The organism is Micromonospora sp. C41, from assembly GCF_018070485.1.
GTDB classification, from domain to species: domain Bacteria; phylum Actinomycetota; class Actinomycetes; order Mycobacteriales; family Micromonosporaceae; genus Micromonospora; species Micromonospora chalcea.
Window position 1 is genome coordinate 12,256 of record NZ_JAGPXP010000048.1, and the last position, 16,933, is coordinate 29,188.

The window sequence follows — 16,933 nt, forward strand, 5'->3', positions numbered from 1 at the left end:
CGTCACGCTCCGCCCGCGGGAAGGACCACTGTGAACGTGCTGCCCCGGCCGGTTTCGCTCGTCAGCTCCAGCGTCCCGCCGAGCAGCGTGACCAGCCGCCGCGCGTACGGCAGGCCGAGCCCGGTGCCACCGACCCGCGTCGTGCCGGGCACCTGGTAGAACTCCTCGAAGACCCGCTCGTGCAGTTCGGGCGGGATGCCGACGCCGGTGTCGGTGACCGACAGCGTCCACTGCTCGCCCCGGCGCTCGGCGCGCAGGCGTACCTCGCCGCGCTCGGTGAACTTCAGGCCGTTGTGCAGCAGGTTGCGCAGCACCTGGGCGAGCAGCACCTCGTCCGAGCGGAGCGTCGCCGGGGCCGGGGGCTCCTCGACCACAAGCTCCACATCGGAGCGGACGGTGAGCGCCCGCAGCGTGCCGCGCAGCTGCCCGAACACCGCGCGCAGGTCGACCTCGGACCAGTCCGGCTCGATCCGGCCCGACTCCGCCTTCGCCAGGTCGAGCAGCTCGTTGACCAGCCCCAGCAGGTCACCGGCGGAGGACCGGATCAGCCCCACCTGGCGGGCCTGCTCGCCGGTGAGCGGGTCGGAGGCGGAGTCGGCCAGCAGCCGGGCCAGACCGATGATCGCGGTGACCGGCGCGCGCAGCTCGTGGCTGACGTTGGCGAGGAACCGGCTCTTCGACTCGCTCGCGGCCCGCAGCTGCGTGGACTTCTCCTCCAGCTCGGCGTAGAGCGCCACCACGCCCCGGTTGGTCTCCTCCAGCTCCTCGGTGAGCTGGTTGTAGAGCGCCATCACGCCCCGGTTGGTCTCCTGCAGTTCGGAGTTGAGCACCGCCAGCTCGTCGCGCTGACTGCGTACCTCGTCGAGGGCCGCGACGAGCTGGGAGTTCTGCGCGGCCAGCTCGTCCAGCGCGGAGCCCGGAGCACGCTCGGCCAGCTCGGCCCGGAGCCGGCCGGCGCGTTCCGGCGTCAGCTCCTCGGCGTGGTCGGGCACCCGTCTGGACATCCTCACGACGGTATCGCCCTCGACGGCCACGACCTGCAACGTGTCCACCAGACGCGCGACGGCGCCGGACTTCGGCTCGTACCGGCCGCCTGGCAGTGGACGCAACGGCGACAGGTCGACCTGGAGGATCCGGCGGCCCACGGCGTCCCGGTCGAGAGCGAACATGACGTCCGCGCCGTCGGCGCCGCTCAACAACTCCCGGGCCACCTCGCTGAGCGCGGTGGCGATCCGCACCTGGTCCTGGTGTTCCAGCCCGACCGCCGCGGCCACCTCGCGGCCGCGCTGCCGAACCAGAAAGATGTCCTGCTCGACCCGGAGCGCGAGGTGCAGAAGGGGTTCGGTCATGCCGCCCCCCGCGCGACCAGCACGCAGGCGTCGTCGCGACGGATGCCGGCGTCACGCAGCAGCGTCGCGGCCGCCAGCAACGGGTTGCGCCCGGCCAGCCCGGGGTAGTCGTCCAGGTCCCAGCGATCCACCACCCCGTCACTGTGCATGACCAGGGTGGAGTCATGCGAGAAGGGGTAGTCGTACCCGCGGATCGCCGGACGCTGGTGCCCGGCGATGCCCGGCAGCGAGACGAGCCCGCGCCGCCGCTCGCCCGGCGCGACGATCATCGCGGCGATGTTGCCCAGGCCGGCGAAGCGGAGCAGTCCGGCGGCGGGATCCGGTTCGGCCACCGCGAGCGCCGCGCCCCGGGTGTGCGACATGGCGGCGTGCAGGTGCCGCACCACGACGTCCGGCGGCCCGTCCGGCGCCGAGCGGAACGCGGACACGGCGGCCCCGGTCGCGGCGGCGGCCAGTGGCCCGTGGCCGAGGCCGTCGGAGACCAGCACCTGGCGACGGCCGTCCACCTCGCGCACCGCGTACCCGTCGCCGCTGCTCTGCTCGCCGGTGATCGGCCGGGCCAGCCCGGCCGCCCAGTCCGGCTCCGGCGGCGCTCCGTCCCAGACCTGGACGACCAGGACCGTGCCCCGGCCGGGCGTCGAGTAGCCGTCGAACCGGCTCGACTGCCGGGTGATCGCGCCGAGCCCGATGCCGAGCGTGCCGGCGGTGGAGTGGCCGTCGACCGACGAGAGCGTGAGGTCGACCATGCCGGGGCCGGAGTCGATGGCCACCAGTTCCACCCCGGCCCGTCCGGCCCGGCGCGCCGGGCGCAGCAGGAGCGTGCCCTCGCGGGCGTGCTTGACCAGGTTGCTGGTGATCTCGGCGGTGACGATGGCCAGGTCCGCGACACGATCGGTGCTCAGTTCGAGCTGCCGGCCGAGACGCTCGGCGGCCCGGCGTACGCCGCCGGCGGTCGCACCGTTGTCGACCCGGAACCACACCCCGTGGTCGGGGACCACGTCGGCGGTCATCGCGACCACTTGGTGACGGTGATCCTCGTCCCCTCGCCGACAGCCGTCTGGATGTCGAAGTCGTCCACCAGCCGGCGGGCCCCGCTGAGCCCGAGGCCCAGCCCGCCCCCCGTGGTGTAGCCGTCGGTCAGCGCCAGGTCGAGGTCGGGGATGCCCGGCCCTTCGTCGGCGAAGAGGATCCGTACGCCACGCCGGCGGCCGTCCTCCACTGTGCTCACCTCGGCGCTGCCCCCGCCGCCGTAGATCAGCGTGTTGCGGGCCAGCTCGCTGGCGGCGGTCACCAGCTTCGTCTGGTCGACCAGGGAGAGCCGGACCGCGACGGCCGTGGTACGCACCAACTGCCGGACCCGCACCACGTCCTCGTCGCTGCGGATCGCCTGCGTCGCCGGCACGCCGAGGTCGACGCCCGTGGTCATGCCGTCGCCGTCGTCTCGGTGTCCTCGTCGTCGGCGCCCTCGTCCCACTCGTCGGCCCGGCTGGCCGCGATCAGCTCCATGCCGCGCTCGACGTTCAGCGCGGTACGGATGCCGTTGAGCGACAGCCCCAGCTCGACGAGCGTGATGGCGACGGCCGGGCGCATGCCGACCACCACCGTCTCGGCGTCCAGCACCTTCGAGATGGACGCGATGGTGGAGAGCATCCGGCCGACGAAGGAGTCGACGATGTCCAGCGCCGTGATGTCGATGATCACGCCGTGGCAGCCGGTGGCGACGATCCGCTCGGCCAGGTCCTCCTGCAACTGGATCGCCGTCTGGTCGGACATGTCGACCTGGATGGAGACCAGCAGGATGTCGCCGATCTTGAGGATCGGCACCCGTTCCATCAGGACTCCCGCCGCGGGCGGCGAGCGGTGGTCTCGACCCCGGTCAGGCGCAGCACGTGGCGCAGCGCGTCGGCGAGGCTCGCCTTGGTGGCGATGTCGCCGAACTCGATGCCGAGGGCGACGATCGTCTGGGCGATCTGCGGGCGGATGCCGGAGATGATGCAGTCGGCGCCCATCAGCCGGGCGGCCACCACGGTCTTGAGGATGTGCTGCGCGACCTGGGTGTCCACCGCCGGCACGCCGGTGATGTCGATGATCGCGTACGGCGAGCCGGTGTCGACCAGGGTCTGGAGCAGCCGCTCCATCACCACCTGGGCGCGGGCCGAGTCCAGCGTCCCGACCAGCGGGACGGCGACCACGCCCTCCCAGAGCTTGACCACCGGGGTGGACAGCTCCAGCAGCTGCTCCGCCTGATCGGCGATCAGGCTCTCCCGGGCCCGGACGAACGTCTCGAACGTGAACAGGCCCATCTGGTCGACGAGCGCGGAGAAGGCGACGAAGTCGCGCAGGGTGTCGTCACCCTTCTCCTCTTCCATCAGCTCCAGCAGGGCGTCCTTGCACGCGAACACGCTGATCGCGGTCTCGGTGGCGGAGAACCCCTGCCGGGCCCGGTTGGTGGACAGCTCGGACAGCACCGCCCGCAGCTCACCGCCGTGCTCGTCGGCCAGGTCGGAGACGCCCTGGCGCCCGGCGTCGACCAGCGCGCGGTGCAGCTCCTGGACCTGCCGGGCCAGCTCGGCCCGGCTCAGGCGACCGCGCAGCGAACTGGCGACGATCTCCGTCCAGCGGTTGGTCAGCCGGTCCGCGTGCTGACTGAGCAGGTGGGCGAGCCGACCACCCTGTTCGGCGCTCAACGCCATCCTGACCTCCCTGATTTGGACGGGCGGACTCTATCACCGGGAGCTGACGCGGTACTTGTCGCGGAGCAAAGAATGATCGACCGCACCCGTGACCGCTCCCGTTCTGCGCGGCGCGCCCGTCGTGGGATACCGTTTCCCCCGAACACAGGAGGTCGACGAATGTCCTTGACGGTGCACACGGAACAGCGCGGCGACGTGGTCGTCGTGTCGGTCGCGGGCGAGCTGGACATGGCCACGGCACCGCAACTGCAGGACCAGATCACGGATCTGCTGGACAAGGGGCGCAACCGCCTGGTCTTCGACCTGGCCGAGGTGTCGTTCTGCGACTCCACCGGCCTGTCGGTGTTCGTCCGGGCGAAGAACAACTGCGACGAGGCGGGCGGCGTCGTCCGGCTGGCCGCTCCGCAGCGCGGTGTGCTGCGCATCCTCGAGGTCAGTGGGCTGGTCGAGGTGCTGCACACGTACCCGACCGTGGAACAGGCCGTCGCGGGCGAGCCCACTCCGACCTCCTCCTGACCGGTTCCGCTCAGCGCTCGTCCTCGATGTAGCGGGGACGGGCGATCACCATGCCCGCCGCCGTCTGCACGGCGAGCGCCACCAGCAGGAAGCCGATCGGGGCGGTCCAGCCGCCGGTCGCCTCGTAGAGGATGCCCACCAGCAGCGGCCCGAGCGCCGCGATCACGTACCCGGTGCTCTGCGCGAACGCGGACAACGCCACGGTCCCCTCGGCGGTCCGGGCGCGCAGCCCGATCGTGGTCAGGATGAGCGGGAACGCGCCCTGGCCGAGCGCCAGCAGCAGCACCCACAGCGGCGCCAGGCCGTGCGGGGCCAGCGCCAGACCGGTGTACGCGGCGGCGGAGAACACGGTGAGCGACAGCACCAGCGGCCGGAGCGTGGCCAGCCGGCCGGCCAGCGCCGGCATCATCAGCGCCACCGGCACGCCCAGCGCGGTCACGCCGGCGAGCAGCAGCCCCGCCGCCTCCGGGCGGTACCCGGCGTCCCGGAAGAGCTGGGCCAGCCAGCCCATGATCGCGTACCCGCTGAGCGACTGCGCCCCGAAGTAGACCGCCATGGCCCAGCCGAGCCGGGTCCGGGCGGGTTGCACCCGGGCCGGGGTGGCGACGGCCACCGCCGGGGGCGCGGCCCGTCGCGCCGCGCGGGCCCGCAGCGCCAGCGGCACCCACGGGAGTACGGCCAGCGCGGCCAGCCCGGCCCAGACGCCGAGTCCGGCCCGCCAGGAGCCGAAGGCGTGCGCGACCGGCACCGCCGCGGCGGCGGCCACCGTCGTGCCCACCGTCAGGGCCATCGTGTACGCCCCGGTGACCAGCCCGGTGCGGTGCGGGAAGTGCTGCTTGACGAGCATCGGCAGCAGGATGTTCGCCACCGCGATGCCGGCCAGCGCGAGCGCGCTGGTGGCCACGAAGACCGCCGCCGAGCCGGTGAGCGCGCGCAGCACCTGCCCGACGGTGAGCGCCAGCATGGCGAGCACCAGCACCCGGGGCGCGGCCCAGCGGCGGACCAGCCACGGGGTGAGCGCGCCCAGTCCGGCGAACGCGATGGTAGGCAGCGTGGTGACCAGGCCGGCCATCGCCCCGGAGAGGCCGAGACCGACCCGTACCTCGTCGAGCAGCGCGCCGAGGCTGGTCACCGCCGCGCGCAGGTTCAGCGCGACGAGCAGCATCCCGGTCAGCACGAGCAGGCCGCCTCGGACCGCGCGGGGCGCCGGGGTGGGGAGGGCCGCGGAGCCGGCGCCGGGGGCGGGCACTGTCGCGGCGGGCGCGGGTGGCGGAGTCATGACCTCGAACCTACAATCATGGGATGAATTTCGGCACGAGGTGTAACCGGTGACACCCGCCGTGGATTCCGTCGTCGTGCCGCCGCGCGGTCACCGGGTCCGCCAGACCATCGAGCAGCTCCGGGAGCGCATCCTCGGCGGCGAGTGGCCGGTGGGCGGGCGCATCCCCACCGAGCCGCAACTCGTCGCCGAGCTCGGCGTGGGCCGGAACACGGTCCGCGAGGCGGTCCGGGCGCTCGTGCACGCCGGGGTGCTGGTGTGCCGGCAGGGCTCCGGCACGTACGTGGTGTCGACCGACGAGCTGGCCCCGGTGGTGGCCCGCCGGCTCACCGACGACCGGATGACCGAGGTGATCGAGGTCCGGCGCGCGTTCGAGGTGGAGGCCGCCCGGCTCGCTGCCTTGAGGCGTACCCCTGAGGACCTGGTGGCGCTCGACGGCGCGCTCGCGGCCCGCGAGGCCGCGTGGCGCGGCGGCCGGGTGGACGAGTTCGTCGAGGCGGACGCCGCGCTGCACACGGCAGTGGTGGCGGCCGCGCACAACGCCATGCTGGCCGAGCTGTACGCCTCGGTCGGCGCCGCGCTGCGCAGCACCGTGGCCCAGGCGATGGGCGAGGCGCTGACCCCGGAGCGGTACGTGGATCACGGCCGGCTGGTGGAGGCGATCCGGGCCGGCGACCCGCAGCGGGCGGCGATCGAGGCCGGTGCTTTTCTCGAAGGGCCCGCCGGGGCATAGGTTGTCCCCGACGCAGACTCATCAGGGCACGGGAGTACGGATGCTCAAGGGCTTCAAAGACTTCATCATGCGCGGCAACGTCGTCGACCTGGCGGTCGGTGTCGTCATCGGCGCGGCTTTCACCGGCGTGGTGACCCAGCTCACCAAGTCGTTCCTGGAACCGCTGGTACGCGTGTTCATCGTGTTGATCACCGGCAACGAGGACGGGATCGGCGGCTCGACGCCGTCCTTCCGCGGCGTCGCCTTCGACTGGGTGGCCTTCGTCAACGCGCTGATCACGTTCGTGCTCACCGCGGCGGCGCTGTACTTCCTGGTCGTCTACCCGATGAACAAGCTCGCCGAGCGCCGCAAGCGCGGCGAGGAGCCGCCGCCGTCGGCCCCGAGCGAGGAGGTCAAGCTGCTCACCGAGATCCGTGACGCGCTGCTCGCCGGCAACCACGGCACGCCGGGGCAGCGCAGCGCCCTGGACGACGTGCTCGGCCGCCGGCAGGAGCCGCCCGCGCCGCGCTGACGCCATAGCCGATCGGCCCCCGCGACAATCTCGCGGGGGCCGACGTGTATCGAACACATGTTCGATAGAGTCCGGGCATGGAGCAGCGTAGGCACTGGTGGAACGGGAAATGGGGACGCCTCGCCCGGCGTGACGTCTTCCTCCGGGTGGACGGCGACCGCTGGCACGTCGAGCAGCGGGCCGGCGGCGCCGAGGGGGTTTCCCGGTTCTACGAGCACGCCAGCGTCGAGGAGGCGGAGGAGACGGTCCGGGCGCTGCTGGACGGCACCGACACGTGGCGCGAACTGTCCCCCCGCCCGCCGGGAGGCTGGGCCCCGTCCGTTTAGCGCCCGTGCGGCCCGGGAACCGCTGCCGTATGAGCCAGCAGCAGGACACCGTCTCCCGGGTCACCACCGGCATGCGGGTGGTCGACTCCGCAGGCGTCGAGGTGGGCACAGTCGATCTCGTCCAGCGCGGCGACCCGGCCGCGGTGACCGTGCAGGCGCCCGCGCCGGTCGACCCGGGCAGCAGCCTGGACGAGCTGATCGAGTCGGCGGCGGTCGAGGAGCCCGACGTGCCGGCCGACCTGGCCGCGCGACTGCTGCGCGACGGCTATCTCAAGGTCTCCACCGACCTGGTCCGCACCGGCGCGGTCTACGTGCTGGCCGACCGGATCGCCGCGGTGCACGACGGCGCGGTACGCCTCACCGTCCCGGCCACGGAGCTGCCCGCCGAGGAGTGACGCCCGTCGAGGTGATGGATTTGTCACCCGCAGTAATAGGTGATCAATGCAAGTTGCCCGGAAAAGCCGCCCGTCAATCCCCTTGCGCAGAGTCTCAATGCCATGACTTTGCGCTTTAATCGCTGATGAACGACTTGATCGTTGATCTTCAAAAACATTGCGCGCGTTCTGGTATCTACATCGGCCTCTCGCCACGGATAGTAATTGGCGAACCAAGGGGGCCGAGGGGGAACAATGAACGAAGCGCTGGCGGAACCGCTCACCGGATATCAGGTGGTGGCCGTGGCCACTGCCGTCGCCGGAGTGGTGGCGGGCCTGGTGCGGGCCTACGTGGCATACCGCGCCCGGATGAACGAGGAACGCGAGGCGACAACACGCACCACAGCGCGGGTCACGTGGCTGATCCGGCTGGCCGAGGCGGACCATGACGTCGTACGGATCGTGGAGCGCGATCGCGACGGGCATCGGGAGGTCGAACTGGGCGGGCGCGCTGCGTCGAAGCCCGGCCCCGTCGAGGAGGCGGCGTGACAGACATCAAGGGCACCGCCGCTCTCACACCGGATCCCGACGACAACGACGCTCTGCGCGAGGCGGAGGCGGCCCGCCTGAAGGCCGTTCACGACCGGGAGTTCGCCGAATTCACCGAAGGCTCGTACCACACCGTGGAACGGATTCTCCGGGCGAGATGCCGGGACCGTCAGGCGGTGGAGGACGCGCTTCACGAAGCCTTTCTGCACGGTCGGGTCGAGTGGTCCAAGCTCCGCGACCACGTCCGGCCGATCGGGTGGATCGTCCGTACGGCGCGGTTCAAGATGCTGAAGGATCACGACCGACGACTGCGGGAGGCCGCGGTGGCGCCGGAGGACCTGCCGCCGTCGTCCCACTCGGACATCGCTGACGCGTGGGAGGCGCAGGAGACGCTGCGCGGCTGGTTGCACCAGTTGCCGGTACGGCACGCCGAGGTGTTCCAGATGTCGAAGGAGGGCTTCTCCAACCAGGAGATCGCCCGCATCCTCGGCCTGACCGAGAACAGCGTCCGCTCCTACAAGGCCGCCGCCAAGAAGGAGCTGTGCGAACTGGCCGAGAAGGCCGGCTTCACCCGCTCGGAGAGCGAGCGGCGGCAGGGGGCCGGCCGTGGATCTCGATGACATCCTGGCGCTCGCCGAGACCACACCCAGCCCGTTGGAGCTCGCGCGCGCCCGCCGGGTGGCGCGGACCGTGCAGAGCCAGCACGACCTGTCCCTCGCCGAGGGCTACAAGATCATCGTCGACACCGACCTCGCCGATCCCCTGACCTGGGACGCCGACGAGGCCGTCCGGGTCACCCGCGCCGCCCAGCTGGCGAAGCAGGGCACCGTCACCTGGCTGCCCGGCGACCACGACGCGGAGCGCTTCGAGCGGCTCTCCTGGTCCGACGAGATGGCGATGATCGTCGGGCACGCGCCGGGAACGCTCCGCCTCACCCCGCGGACGCTCGCCGACCTCGTTCATCCCGCCGATGTCGAGCGCGTCCTCGCCGCGGTGCGGACGGCGTGGGAACAGAGCCGCCCCGACGAGATCGGCTTCCGGGTGGTCCAGCCCGGAGGCAGCGTCCGCCACGTGTACTGCCACCTCGAGATCCTCACCGACGCGGGCCGGCCGGTCGGCGTCATCGCCACCGGCGAGGACATCACCGCGCTCGAACTCGCCCGCCAGGAGCAGCGCCGGCTCGCCGTACGCAGCCGGATGCTCGGCCCCGACCCGGCCGTCCGGGACGTGCTCACCGGGCTCCAGACCCGCGGGTACGTGATCGACGAGGTCGACCGGGCGCGGCGCACCACCGGCGGCGCCCTGATCGTCGTGGCGACCGAACCGGCCACCCGGCTGCCCGACGCGCTGACCGACGAGGACCGCGACCAGGTGACGGCGGAGATCGCCCGGACCCTGCGCGCAGTCGCCGGGGACGGCGTCACCAGCGGGCTGGTGGGTTCCGGCTCGTGGGGGCTACTGCTCGCCCCCCGGGACGACGCGGGGAAGGCCGAGGCCCTGGCCGCCCGGATCGTGGACAAGTTCCGGAACCATCTGTTCAGCGTCCGGCAGAAGCCCCTGCGGCTCAACACCTCGGCCGGCGTGGTCCATTTCGACAACGACATCCCGGACACCGGCTTCGACCTTCTCGTGGACGGCGAGCACGCGGCCCGCGACGCGCACCGCAACGCCACCGCCGTCAAGGTCCTGGAGCGGCCGGTCGCCGAGCGGGAACGGACGGACCGGTGCCGCCGCCGGATTCACCGCGCCGTCTCGGCCAACCGGTTCGCCCTGTACGCCCAGCCCATCATCGATCTCGGGCTCAATCAGGTGGCCCGTCACGAGATTCTGCTGCGCGTTCGCAGCGACACCGGTGAACCGGTCGCGCCGTGGGCCTTTCTCGACATGGCCGAGCGGGTCGGCGAAATCCTGGCGGTGGACAAGTGGGTCATCGACCACGCTCTGGAACTGATCGGCCGCGGGGCACAGACCTCCCATTACCAGGTGAACATTTCCGGGAAGTCGCTCGCCGACCCGGGACTGCTCGCTTTCGTGACCGGGGCGATCCACCGGCACCACGTCAAGCCGGAATGCCTGACGTTCGAAATCACCGAGACCGCGCTCATCGAGAACCGCAACGAGGCGCTGGCCTTCGCCACCGGAATCAGAGAGGTCGGCTGCCACCTGGCGCTGGACGACTTCGGCACCGGATACGGCGCCCTCGCCCAGCTCAAATACCTGCCGGTGGACCTGGTGAAGATCGACGGCGCGTTCATCGTCGACCTGTGCCGGTCGCCGGCCGACCAGGCTGTGGTGTCGGCGCTCGTCGAACTGTGCCACACGCTCGGCATCCGGGTCGCCGCCGAGTACGTCCAGGACCAGGAGACCCTCGATCTCCTGCGCGCCGCGGAGGTCGACTTCGCGCAGGGCTACCAGATCGGGCGGCCGGAACCGATAACTGTGAGCCAGGAGGAGGTGCAGAGCATCGAACTCGAACTGCGGCTCCCGCCTCAGCAGACCGCCATGGGATGACCGGTCGTCACCCGGCCCGGCTGGGAACCGGCGGGGCGGGTTCCGCCTCGGGCGACCCGGCCGGCGGGGACGCGGCCGCGCGGCGGCGGAACAGCAGCAGCATCAGCCAGCCCGCGACCAGCCCCCAGAACGCGCCGCCCACCCCGAACAGGCTCACCCCGGAGGCGGTGACCACGAACGTCACCACCGCCGCCTCCCGCGCGTCCGGCTGGGCCACCGCCGCCGCGACCGCTCCGGCCAGCGCGCCGAGCAGGGCGAGCCCGGCGACGGCCTCGACCAGCACCGGCGGGGAGAGCAGCACCAGTGTGGTGGCCACGCCCGCGCCGAGCCCGAGCAGCGCCAGCCCGATCCCGGCGGTGACCGACGCGATCCAGCGCCGTTCCGGGTCCGGGTGGGCGTCCGGCCCGGCCGCCAGCGCGGCGGTGATCGCGGCCAGGTTCACCGCGTGCCCGCCGGCCGGAGCGCCGAGGGCGGTGGCGAGCCCGGTCACCCGCAGCGCCGAGCCCAGCGGGGCCCGATAGCCGTAGCCGGCGAGCACGGCGGTGCCGGGCACGTTCTGGGCGGCCATGGTGACCAGGAACAGCGGCAGGGCGAGCCCGACGACGGCGGGCAGCGTCCAGGCCGGCGCGGTGAGCGCGACGACCGGCGCGGCGTCCAACCGGGCCGGGCCGGAGGTGGTGAGCGCGATCGCGACAACTGCCACGGCGAGCGCGCCGGGTACCGCCCAGCGGCGGGCGAACCGGTGCAGCAGGAGCCAGACCAGCACCACCGGCCCGGCCAGCCGGGGCACCTCCACGAGGGCGCGTACGGGCGCCGTACACAGCGGCAGCAGCACCCCGGCGAGCATGGCGGAGGCGATCGGGCCGGGGATCGCGGCGACCGCGCGGCCGAGCGCGGGGATCAGCCCGGCGGCGACGATCAGCAGGCCGGCGAGCAGGAAGGCGCCGACCGCGGCGGGCCAGCCGCCGGTGACCGGCCCGGTGGCGACGAGCAGCGCCGCGCCCGGCGTGGACCAGGCGATCGACAGTGGCAGCCGGTGCCGCAGGCCGAGCCAGACCGCGCAGGCGCCACTGGCGACGCAGAGCGCGAGCAGGCCGGAGGCGGCCTGGTCCCGGTCGGCGCCGACGGCGCGCAGCCCGGCCAGGACGACTGTGAACGAGCTGGCGAAGCCGACCAGGGCGGTCACCACGCCGGCCAGGACGGGTTGGAGCCGACCCCCCATGCTCTCCTCCTCCGCCGTTCCGTTTACGGAACGGCACGGTGTAGCACGATAGCCCTCATGACAGCCGCCGCACCACCCGATGACCGGGGCGCCCGGGAGGTCGGCCGGCGCATCCGCTCGCTCCGCACCGAACGGGGCATCTCCCTGTCCGAGCTGGCCCGCCTCGCGGGCGTCGGCAAGGCCACGCTCTCCGGCCTGGAGAACGGCGTGCGCAACCCCCGGCTGGAGACCCTGTACGCGATCACCGCGCAGCTCGGCGTGCCGCTGACCGCCGTACTCTCCGCGCCCGAGCAGGCACCGACCGTACGCGGGGCGGCTGTCGGCGCCACGCTGCTGGAGGTCTTCAGTGACCGGGAGGCGACCTTCGAGCTGTACCGGATGTGGGTCACCCCGGGTCCGGCTCAGCTCTCCCCCGCCCACTCCAGCGGCGTGACCGAGCACGTCACAGTCTTCTCCGGCGTACTGCGCGCCGGCCCGGTCGACGCCCCGCTCACCGCCGGTCCGGGCGGCTACCTGCGGTGGGTCTCCGACGTGCCGCACACGTACGCGGCGGTGGGCGAGGAGGAGGTCCACGCGAGCCTGCTGCTGCGTTATCCTCGACCGTCCACACCGGACAGTTGACGCATACCCAGGATGCAAGCGGATGACATTTCTTTCAGCAGACCCGCCACCGCGTAGAGACGCGGAGCCGTTCTTCTTGGCAAGCTTGTCCTCATGACGCTCATCCTCCGCTCGGCCATCCTCAACGACGTCGGCCTCGTCCGGACCAACAACGAGGACTCCGCCCTCGCCGGTGACCGCCTCGTGGCGGTGGCCGACGGCATGGGCGGGCTCCCCGCCGGCGAGGTGGCCAGCGAGATCGTCATCCGGATCCTGGACGAGCTGACCCCGCCCACCGGCGCCGACGAGGCGGCCGACGCGCTGCGCGCCGTGGTCAGCACCGCCAACCAGCGCATCCGCGCGGCCATCACCGTCGACCCGGCCCGCGACGGCATGGGTACGACGCTGACCGCCGCCCTGCTCGCCGGGGACACCCTGGTGCTCGCCCAGGTCGGCGACTCCCGCTGCTACCTGCTGCGCGACCACGAGCTGACCCAGCTCACCCGCGACGACACGTTCGTGCAGGCGCTCGTCGACCAGGGCGCGCTCTCCCGCGACCAGGCCCGCCACCACCCGCAGCGTTCGCTGGTCACCCGCGCGGTGCAGGGCTCCGACGCGCCACCCGCCGTCGGGGCGCTCACCGTGTTCCCCGGCGACCGGCTGCTGCTGTGCAGCGACGGCCTCTCCGACTACGTGGAGGACGCCGCCATCGCGGCGGCGCTCGCCACCTACGGCGACCGCCAGCAGTGCGGCGAGCAACTGGTGAAGCTGGCCCACCAGGCCGGCGCGCCGGACAACGTGACAGTGGTCATCTCGGACGTCACCGAGGCGTGAGTCGGCGTCCTTTCCGGTTGCGGAGCGCGCCCGCTGCGGTTGGGATGAACGGATGCACATCCGCCGGCTGGCCGCCGATGAACGACTGACCACCAGCTTCCCGCTCCAGGCGTACGCGTTCGAGGCCTCGCCGATGGGCGCCTCCCGGACCGACCAGTTCCGCGCCTACCTGCCGTACAACGCCGGGAACACGACACTGGTGGCCGAGGAGGACGGCGTCACCGCGGCGGCGGTCTCGGCGATCCCGATGCGGCAGAACCTGCGCGGCGCGGTGCTGCCGATGGCCGGTGTCGCGGGCGTGGCCACCCATCCGCTGGCCCGCCGGCGCGGACACGTCCGCACGCTCATGCACCAGCTCCTCGACGGCATGCGGGACGAGGGGCAGCAGCTCAGCGCGCTGCACCCGTTCCGCGCCTCGTTCTACGAGCGCTTCGGCTACATCGGGCTGCCCCGGCGGCGTACCGCTGTCTTCTCCCCCGCGGACCTGGCGCCGCTGCTGCGCGCCGAACTGCCGGACGAGCTGGTCTGGGAGCGGATCGGCACCGGCTATGCGCGGTGGCGCGCGTACACCGAACGGTGCCTGCGGGAACGGCACGGCTTCGCGGTCTTCCCGGACTTCCGGGCGGTCGGGCTGCGCGACCGCGACGACCGCTGGCTGGTCAGCGTGGTGCGCGGCGGCGAGACGGTCGGCGCTGTCACCTACCGGATCGACGACCACGCCGGCACGCTGCACGCCGACGACCTGCTCGTCGACGACCCGTACGCGCGGGCGTCGGTGCTCCAGTTCTTCGCCCGGCACGTCGACCAGGTGGCCCGGATCAGCGTCCAGATTCCCCCGGACGAACTGCCCGAGCTGTGGCTCACCGACCTCGACGTGCAGGTGGAGGCGAGAGTGGCCCGGCCCGACCCGACCGCGCCGATGGCCCGGCTGCTCAGCCTGGACGCGCTCGCCGACCAGCCGGTCGGGGTGGGCCGGGTGCTGATCGAGGTGGTCGGCGACCGCTGGCTCGCCGGCCGGCACCTGCTCGACGGCACCACCGGCAAGCTCGCGGTGCTGCCCGCGCAGACCACCGCCGAGGGCGGCGTGCCGGCCGCGCGGCTCACCGCCGCCGGGCTGTCCGCCCTGGCGTACGGGGTGCTCGACCCGGCCGAGGTGGTGGTACGCGGCCTGGGCAACGTGCCGGTGGACGCGGCCGGTGAGCTGCGCCGCCTCTTCCCCCGCGAACTGCCGCACCTGTTCGCCGACTTCTGACCCGGTTGGCGGCACGCGGCCGGGGGTAGGGTCCAGCGCGTGCCGGAATGGCTGGAAGCGGGATTCTGGGGCCTGCTCGCCGGGTCGGCCCTGCTGATCGGGGCGGCCGTCGGGTTCTTCGCGCGCGTACCGCGCCGGACGACCGCCTCGGTGATGGCGTTCGGGGCGGGCGTGCTGCTGTCCGCCGTCTCGTTCGAGCTGATCGACGAGGCGCACGAGCAGGGTGGCCTGCGGCCGGTGGTGATCGGTGCGGCGATCGGCGCGCTCGCGTACACCGGGGCGAACGTCCTGCTGGCCCGGCACGGCGCGCGGCACCGCAAGCGCTCCGGCGACGAGCAGCCCTCCGAGCGGGAACAGCCCGGCTCGGGTACGGCGATAGCTGTCGGCGCGCTGCTCGACGGCGTACCCGAATCGGTGGTGATCGGCGCGAGCCTGCTGGCCGGCGGCCCGGTCAGCCTGGTAACCGTCATCGCGGTCTTCCTCAGCAACGTGCCGGAAGGGCTGTCCAGCGCGGCCGGGATGCGGCAGGCCGGGCGCACCCGGCGCTACGTGTTCGGGCTGTGGACGGCCATCGCGTTGATCTCCGGCGCGGCGGCGCTGGCCGGGTACACGCTGCTCGGCGGCGCGCCGCCCGAGGTGCTGGCGACGATCACTGCGCTCGCGGCGGGCGCGATCCTCGCGATGATCACCGACACGATGGTGCCGGAGGCGTTCGCGGACGCGCACCTGCTGGTCGGGCTGATCACCGTGCTCGGCTTCCTGGTCGCGTTCGCGCTGTCGCACGCCTGACCGTCGCGCGGCCGCTCGCTGCGGCTTAGCGGCGGGTTAAGGATCGGCTGTGGAGTCGTGCCGGGGCGGCCGGGCCTCCTAGCATCGAGCGGTGCGCGTGAAGTCGGCTGTCACTCTGCTCGTCCTCGCCCTGGCGACGGCGACGCTGCCCGCCTGCGGCGACGAGCCGGCCCCCGCACCCGCCGCCGACCCCGGTTCGCCGGCCGGTCCGGCAGCCGCCCCGTCGCCCTCGCTCTCCCCGAGCGGGCGTTCCGGACTCGGCAGCGCCCGGCCGAGCCCCACCCCCGCCACAGTGGCGTTCCGCGCCGGCAACCCCGCCGGCCGGGCGAGCGTGCCGGCCGAGGCGCGTCCGGTGGACACCTCGCGCCCGACCCGTACCGTCGGCAGCGGCACCCCGGCGAGCTGCACCTCCGAGGCGGTGGTGAAGGCCGTCGCGGCCGGCGGCGTCATCACCTTCGACTGCGGGCCCGCGCCGGTCACCATCACCATGAAGGCCACCGCCAAGGTGGTGAACTCGCACGGCCCGCGCATCGTGCTGGACGGCGGCGGCACTGTCACGCTCAGCGGCGGCGGCAAGCGCCGCATCCTCTACATGAACACCTGCGACCAGGCGCAGGGCTTCACCACCTCGCACTGCCAGAACCAGGACCACCCGCAGCTCACCGTGCAGAACCTGACGTTCGCCGACGGCGACTCCACCGGCGAGCGGACCGAGGGCGGCGGGGGCGGGGCGATCTTCGTCCGGGGCGGGCGGTTCAAGGTGGTCAACTCGCGGTTCGTCGGCAACCGCTGCGACCGTACCGGCCCCGACCTGGGCGGCGCGGCGCTGCGCGTGCTCAGCCAGTTCGAGAACAAACCGGTGCACGTGGTGAGCAGCACCTTCACCGGCGGAGTGTGCGCCAACGGCGGGGCGCTGAGCAGCATCGGCGTCTCCTGGACGGTGCTGAACAGCGTCTTCCGCGACAACCGGGCGGTCGGCACGGGCGCGAACCCGGCCCGGGGCGGCACGCCGGGTGGCGGTAGTGGCGGCGCGATCTATTGCGACGGCAACGAGTTCGCGGTACGGATCGCCGGCACGGTGATCGAGGACAACAGCGCGAACGAGGGCGGCGGCGCAATCTTCTTCGTCAGCAACAACCGCACCGGCACGCTGCAGATCGACAACTCGACGCTGCGCCGCAACCCGAGCAGAGGCTTCGAGACAAAGGGCCACCCCGGCATCTTCTTCCTGGGTGCCCAAATCTCCTGACCCCCGCCCCGTCCTGCCCCGCCCCGCCCTGCCCTGCCCCGCCCCGCCTCGCCCCGTCGATCATGAAGTTGGCGGCCTCGCCATCGGCGTGTCGCGCCGTCAACCTCATGATCGCCGCCTGAACAGCCGGCGCATGGACGCTGCCC

At 72.8% G+C, this 16,933-nt stretch carries 20 protein-coding genes; 13 read left to right on the top strand and 7 right to left on the bottom strand.

The genetic code is table 11. The annotated features are described in order from the left end of the window. Positions 1-2 precede the first annotated feature (2 nt). From KBX43_RS29770 to KBX43_RS29790, 5 genes are read right to left on the bottom strand one after another with little or no spacing between them, the layout of a single operon-like run. On the bottom strand, positions 3-1,349 hold the full coding sequence (locus KBX43_RS29770; protein ID WP_210888423.1) for a sensor histidine kinase: 1,347 nt from the start codon (positions 1,347-1,349) through the stop codon (positions 3-5). Then, positions 1,346-2,359 (bottom strand): SpoIIE family protein phosphatase, encoded by a 1,014-nt coding sequence (locus KBX43_RS29775; RefSeq protein ID WP_210888436.1) that lies wholly within the window; start codon positions 2,357-2,359, stop codon positions 1,346-1,348. Before KBX43_RS29775 ends, KBX43_RS29770 begins: the two co-directional genes overlap by 4 nt. After that, a complete protein-coding gene (locus KBX43_RS29780) occupies positions 2,356-2,775 on the bottom strand; it encodes an ATP-binding protein (protein ID WP_043327430.1) in 420 nt (139 codons plus the stop codon). Before KBX43_RS29780 ends, KBX43_RS29775 begins: the two co-directional genes overlap by 4 nt. Further along, positions 2,772-3,182, bottom strand: coding sequence for an STAS domain-containing protein (locus tag KBX43_RS29785; RefSeq protein WP_043327433.1), 411 nt, complete (start codon positions 3,180-3,182; stop codon positions 2,772-2,774). The genes KBX43_RS29780 and KBX43_RS29785 overlap by 4 nt, the downstream gene beginning before the upstream one ends. After that, the gene (locus KBX43_RS29790) at positions 3,182-4,042 is read right to left on the bottom strand and encodes an STAS domain-containing protein (RefSeq protein WP_043327435.1); all 861 of its coding nucleotides are present in this window, start codon (positions 4,040-4,042) and stop codon (positions 3,182-3,184) included. Before KBX43_RS29790 ends, KBX43_RS29785 begins: the two co-directional genes overlap by 1 nt. A gap of 159 nt (positions 4,043-4,201) precedes the next feature. On the opposite strand from KBX43_RS29790, the gene KBX43_RS29795 reads away from it, so the two are divergent. Beyond that, on the top strand, positions 4,202-4,558 hold the full coding sequence (locus tag KBX43_RS29795; RefSeq protein WP_030500698.1) for an STAS domain-containing protein: 357 nt from the start codon (positions 4,202-4,204) through the stop codon (positions 4,556-4,558). Positions 4,559-4,568: 10 nt separating this feature from the next. On the opposite strand, the gene KBX43_RS29800 is transcribed toward KBX43_RS29795, so the two are convergent. Beyond that, positions 4,569-5,837, bottom strand: a complete 1,269-nt coding sequence (locus KBX43_RS29800; RefSeq protein WP_069088719.1) for an MFS transporter — start codon at positions 5,835-5,837, stop codon at positions 4,569-4,571. A gap of 49 nt (positions 5,838-5,886) precedes the next feature. Here KBX43_RS29800 and KBX43_RS29805 point away from each other — a divergent pair, with 49 nt between their 5' ends. The 7 genes from KBX43_RS29805 to KBX43_RS29835 all read left to right on the top strand — a co-directional run bounded on the left by KBX43_RS29805 (position 5,887) and on the right by KBX43_RS29835 (position 10,841). Then, positions 5,887-6,570: a FadR/GntR family transcriptional regulator gene (locus KBX43_RS29805; RefSeq protein ID WP_043327439.1), complete on the top strand. Its 684-nt coding sequence runs from the start codon at positions 5,887-5,889 to the stop codon at positions 6,568-6,570. A gap of 40 nt (positions 6,571-6,610) precedes the next feature. Then, positions 6,611-7,081 (top strand): large conductance mechanosensitive channel protein MscL, encoded by a 471-nt coding sequence (mscL, locus tag KBX43_RS29810; RefSeq protein WP_043327441.1) that lies wholly within the window; start codon positions 6,611-6,613, stop codon positions 7,079-7,081. Positions 7,082-7,158: 77 nt separating this feature from the next. After that, positions 7,159-7,407 (top strand): hypothetical protein, encoded by a 249-nt coding sequence (locus KBX43_RS29815; protein WP_026268772.1) that lies wholly within the window; start codon positions 7,159-7,161, stop codon positions 7,405-7,407. Positions 7,408-7,436: 29 nt separating this feature from the next. Beyond that, a complete protein-coding gene (locus KBX43_RS29820; RefSeq protein ID WP_069088720.1) occupies positions 7,437-7,802 on the top strand; it encodes a hypothetical protein in 366 nt (121 codons plus the stop codon). Between the two features lie 234 nt (positions 7,803-8,036). After that, entirely contained in the window at positions 8,037-8,330 is a 294-nt protein-coding gene (locus tag KBX43_RS29825) for a hypothetical protein (RefSeq protein ID WP_069088721.1), read from the top strand. Beyond that, positions 8,327-8,950, top strand: a complete 624-nt coding sequence (locus tag KBX43_RS29830) for an RNA polymerase sigma factor (RefSeq protein WP_113972225.1) — start codon at positions 8,327-8,329, stop codon at positions 8,948-8,950. Before KBX43_RS29825 ends, KBX43_RS29830 begins: the two co-directional genes overlap by 4 nt. Beyond that, on the top strand, positions 8,937-10,841 hold the full coding sequence (locus KBX43_RS29835) for a GGDEF domain-containing phosphodiesterase (protein ID WP_210888426.1): 1,905 nt from the start codon (positions 8,937-8,939) through the stop codon (positions 10,839-10,841). Before KBX43_RS29830 ends, KBX43_RS29835 begins: the two co-directional genes overlap by 14 nt. A 7-nt stretch (positions 10,842-10,848) precedes the next feature. Here KBX43_RS29835 and KBX43_RS29840 read toward each other — a convergent pair whose 3' ends face one another. Continuing rightward, positions 10,849-12,063 carry a benzoate/H(+) symporter BenE family transporter gene (locus KBX43_RS29840; RefSeq protein WP_210888429.1) on the bottom strand — a complete coding sequence of 405 codons (1,215 nt, stop codon included), beginning with the start codon at positions 12,061-12,063 and terminating at the stop codon, positions 10,849-10,851. Positions 12,064-12,120: 57 nt separating this feature from the next. On the opposite strand from KBX43_RS29840, the gene KBX43_RS29845 reads away from it, so the two are divergent. The 5 genes from KBX43_RS29845 to KBX43_RS29865 all read left to right on the top strand — a co-directional run bounded on the left by KBX43_RS29845 (position 12,121) and on the right by KBX43_RS29865 (position 16,787). Then, positions 12,121-12,684 carry a helix-turn-helix domain-containing protein gene (locus KBX43_RS29845; protein ID WP_210888433.1) on the top strand — a complete coding sequence of 188 codons (564 nt, stop codon included), beginning with the start codon at positions 12,121-12,123 and terminating at the stop codon, positions 12,682-12,684. 93 nt (positions 12,685-12,777) lie between these two features. Beyond that, positions 12,778-13,497 (top strand): PP2C family serine/threonine-protein phosphatase, encoded by a 720-nt coding sequence (locus KBX43_RS29850; protein ID WP_013283512.1) that lies wholly within the window; start codon positions 12,778-12,780, stop codon positions 13,495-13,497. 52 nt (positions 13,498-13,549) lie between these two features. Then, positions 13,550-14,749, top strand: a complete 1,200-nt coding sequence (gene eis, locus KBX43_RS29855) for an enhanced intracellular survival protein Eis (protein WP_166455673.1) — start codon at positions 13,550-13,552, stop codon at positions 14,747-14,749. A 39-nt stretch (positions 14,750-14,788) separates the two neighbouring features. After that, entirely contained in the window at positions 14,789-15,538 is a 750-nt protein-coding gene (locus tag KBX43_RS29860) for a ZIP family metal transporter (protein WP_030500687.1), read from the top strand. A gap of 97 nt (positions 15,539-15,635) precedes the next feature. Then, a complete protein-coding gene (locus KBX43_RS29865; RefSeq protein WP_210888439.1) occupies positions 15,636-16,787 on the top strand; it encodes a hypothetical protein in 1,152 nt (383 codons plus the stop codon). Positions 16,788-16,933: the final 146 nt, after the last annotated feature.

Coding starts and splice junctions, on each gene's coding strand:
- KBX43_RS29825 (WP_069088721.1), top strand. CDS start 8,037: ATGAACGAAGCGCTGGCGGAACCGCTCACCGGATATCAGGTGGTGGCC.
- KBX43_RS29785 (WP_043327433.1), bottom strand. CDS start 3,182: ATGGAACGGGTGCCGATCCTCAAGATCGGCGACATCCTGCTGGTCTCC.
- KBX43_RS29845 (WP_210888433.1), top strand. CDS start 12,121: ATGACAGCCGCCGCACCACCCGATGACCGGGGCGCCCGGGAGGTCGGC.
- KBX43_RS29770 (WP_210888423.1), bottom strand. CDS start 1,349: ATGACCGAACCCCTTCTGCACCTCGCGCTCCGGGTCGAGCAGGACATC.
- KBX43_RS29815 (WP_026268772.1), top strand. CDS start 7,159: ATGGAGCAGCGTAGGCACTGGTGGAACGGGAAATGGGGACGCCTCGCC.
- mscL (WP_043327441.1), top strand. CDS start 6,611: ATGCTCAAGGGCTTCAAAGACTTCATCATGCGCGGCAACGTCGTCGAC.
- KBX43_RS29850 (WP_013283512.1), top strand. CDS start 12,778: ATGACGCTCATCCTCCGCTCGGCCATCCTCAACGACGTCGGCCTCGTC.
- KBX43_RS29780 (WP_043327430.1), bottom strand. CDS start 2,775: ATGACCACGGGCGTCGACCTCGGCGTGCCGGCGACGCAGGCGATCCGC.
- KBX43_RS29775 (WP_210888436.1), bottom strand. CDS start 2,359: ATGACCGCCGACGTGGTCCCCGACCACGGGGTGTGGTTCCGGGTCGAC.
- KBX43_RS29800 (WP_069088719.1), bottom strand. CDS start 5,837: ATGACTCCGCCACCCGCGCCCGCCGCGACAGTGCCCGCCCCCGGCGCC.
- KBX43_RS29795 (WP_030500698.1), top strand. CDS start 4,202: ATGTCCTTGACGGTGCACACGGAACAGCGCGGCGACGTGGTCGTCGTG.
- KBX43_RS29820 (WP_069088720.1), top strand. CDS start 7,437: ATGAGCCAGCAGCAGGACACCGTCTCCCGGGTCACCACCGGCATGCGG.
- KBX43_RS29840 (WP_210888429.1), bottom strand. CDS start 12,063: ATGGGGGGTCGGCTCCAACCCGTCCTGGCCGGCGTGGTGACCGCCCTG.
- eis (WP_166455673.1), top strand. CDS start 13,550: ATGCACATCCGCCGGCTGGCCGCCGATGAACGACTGACCACCAGCTTC.
- KBX43_RS29790 (WP_043327435.1), bottom strand. CDS start 4,042: ATGGCGTTGAGCGCCGAACAGGGTGGTCGGCTCGCCCACCTGCTCAGT.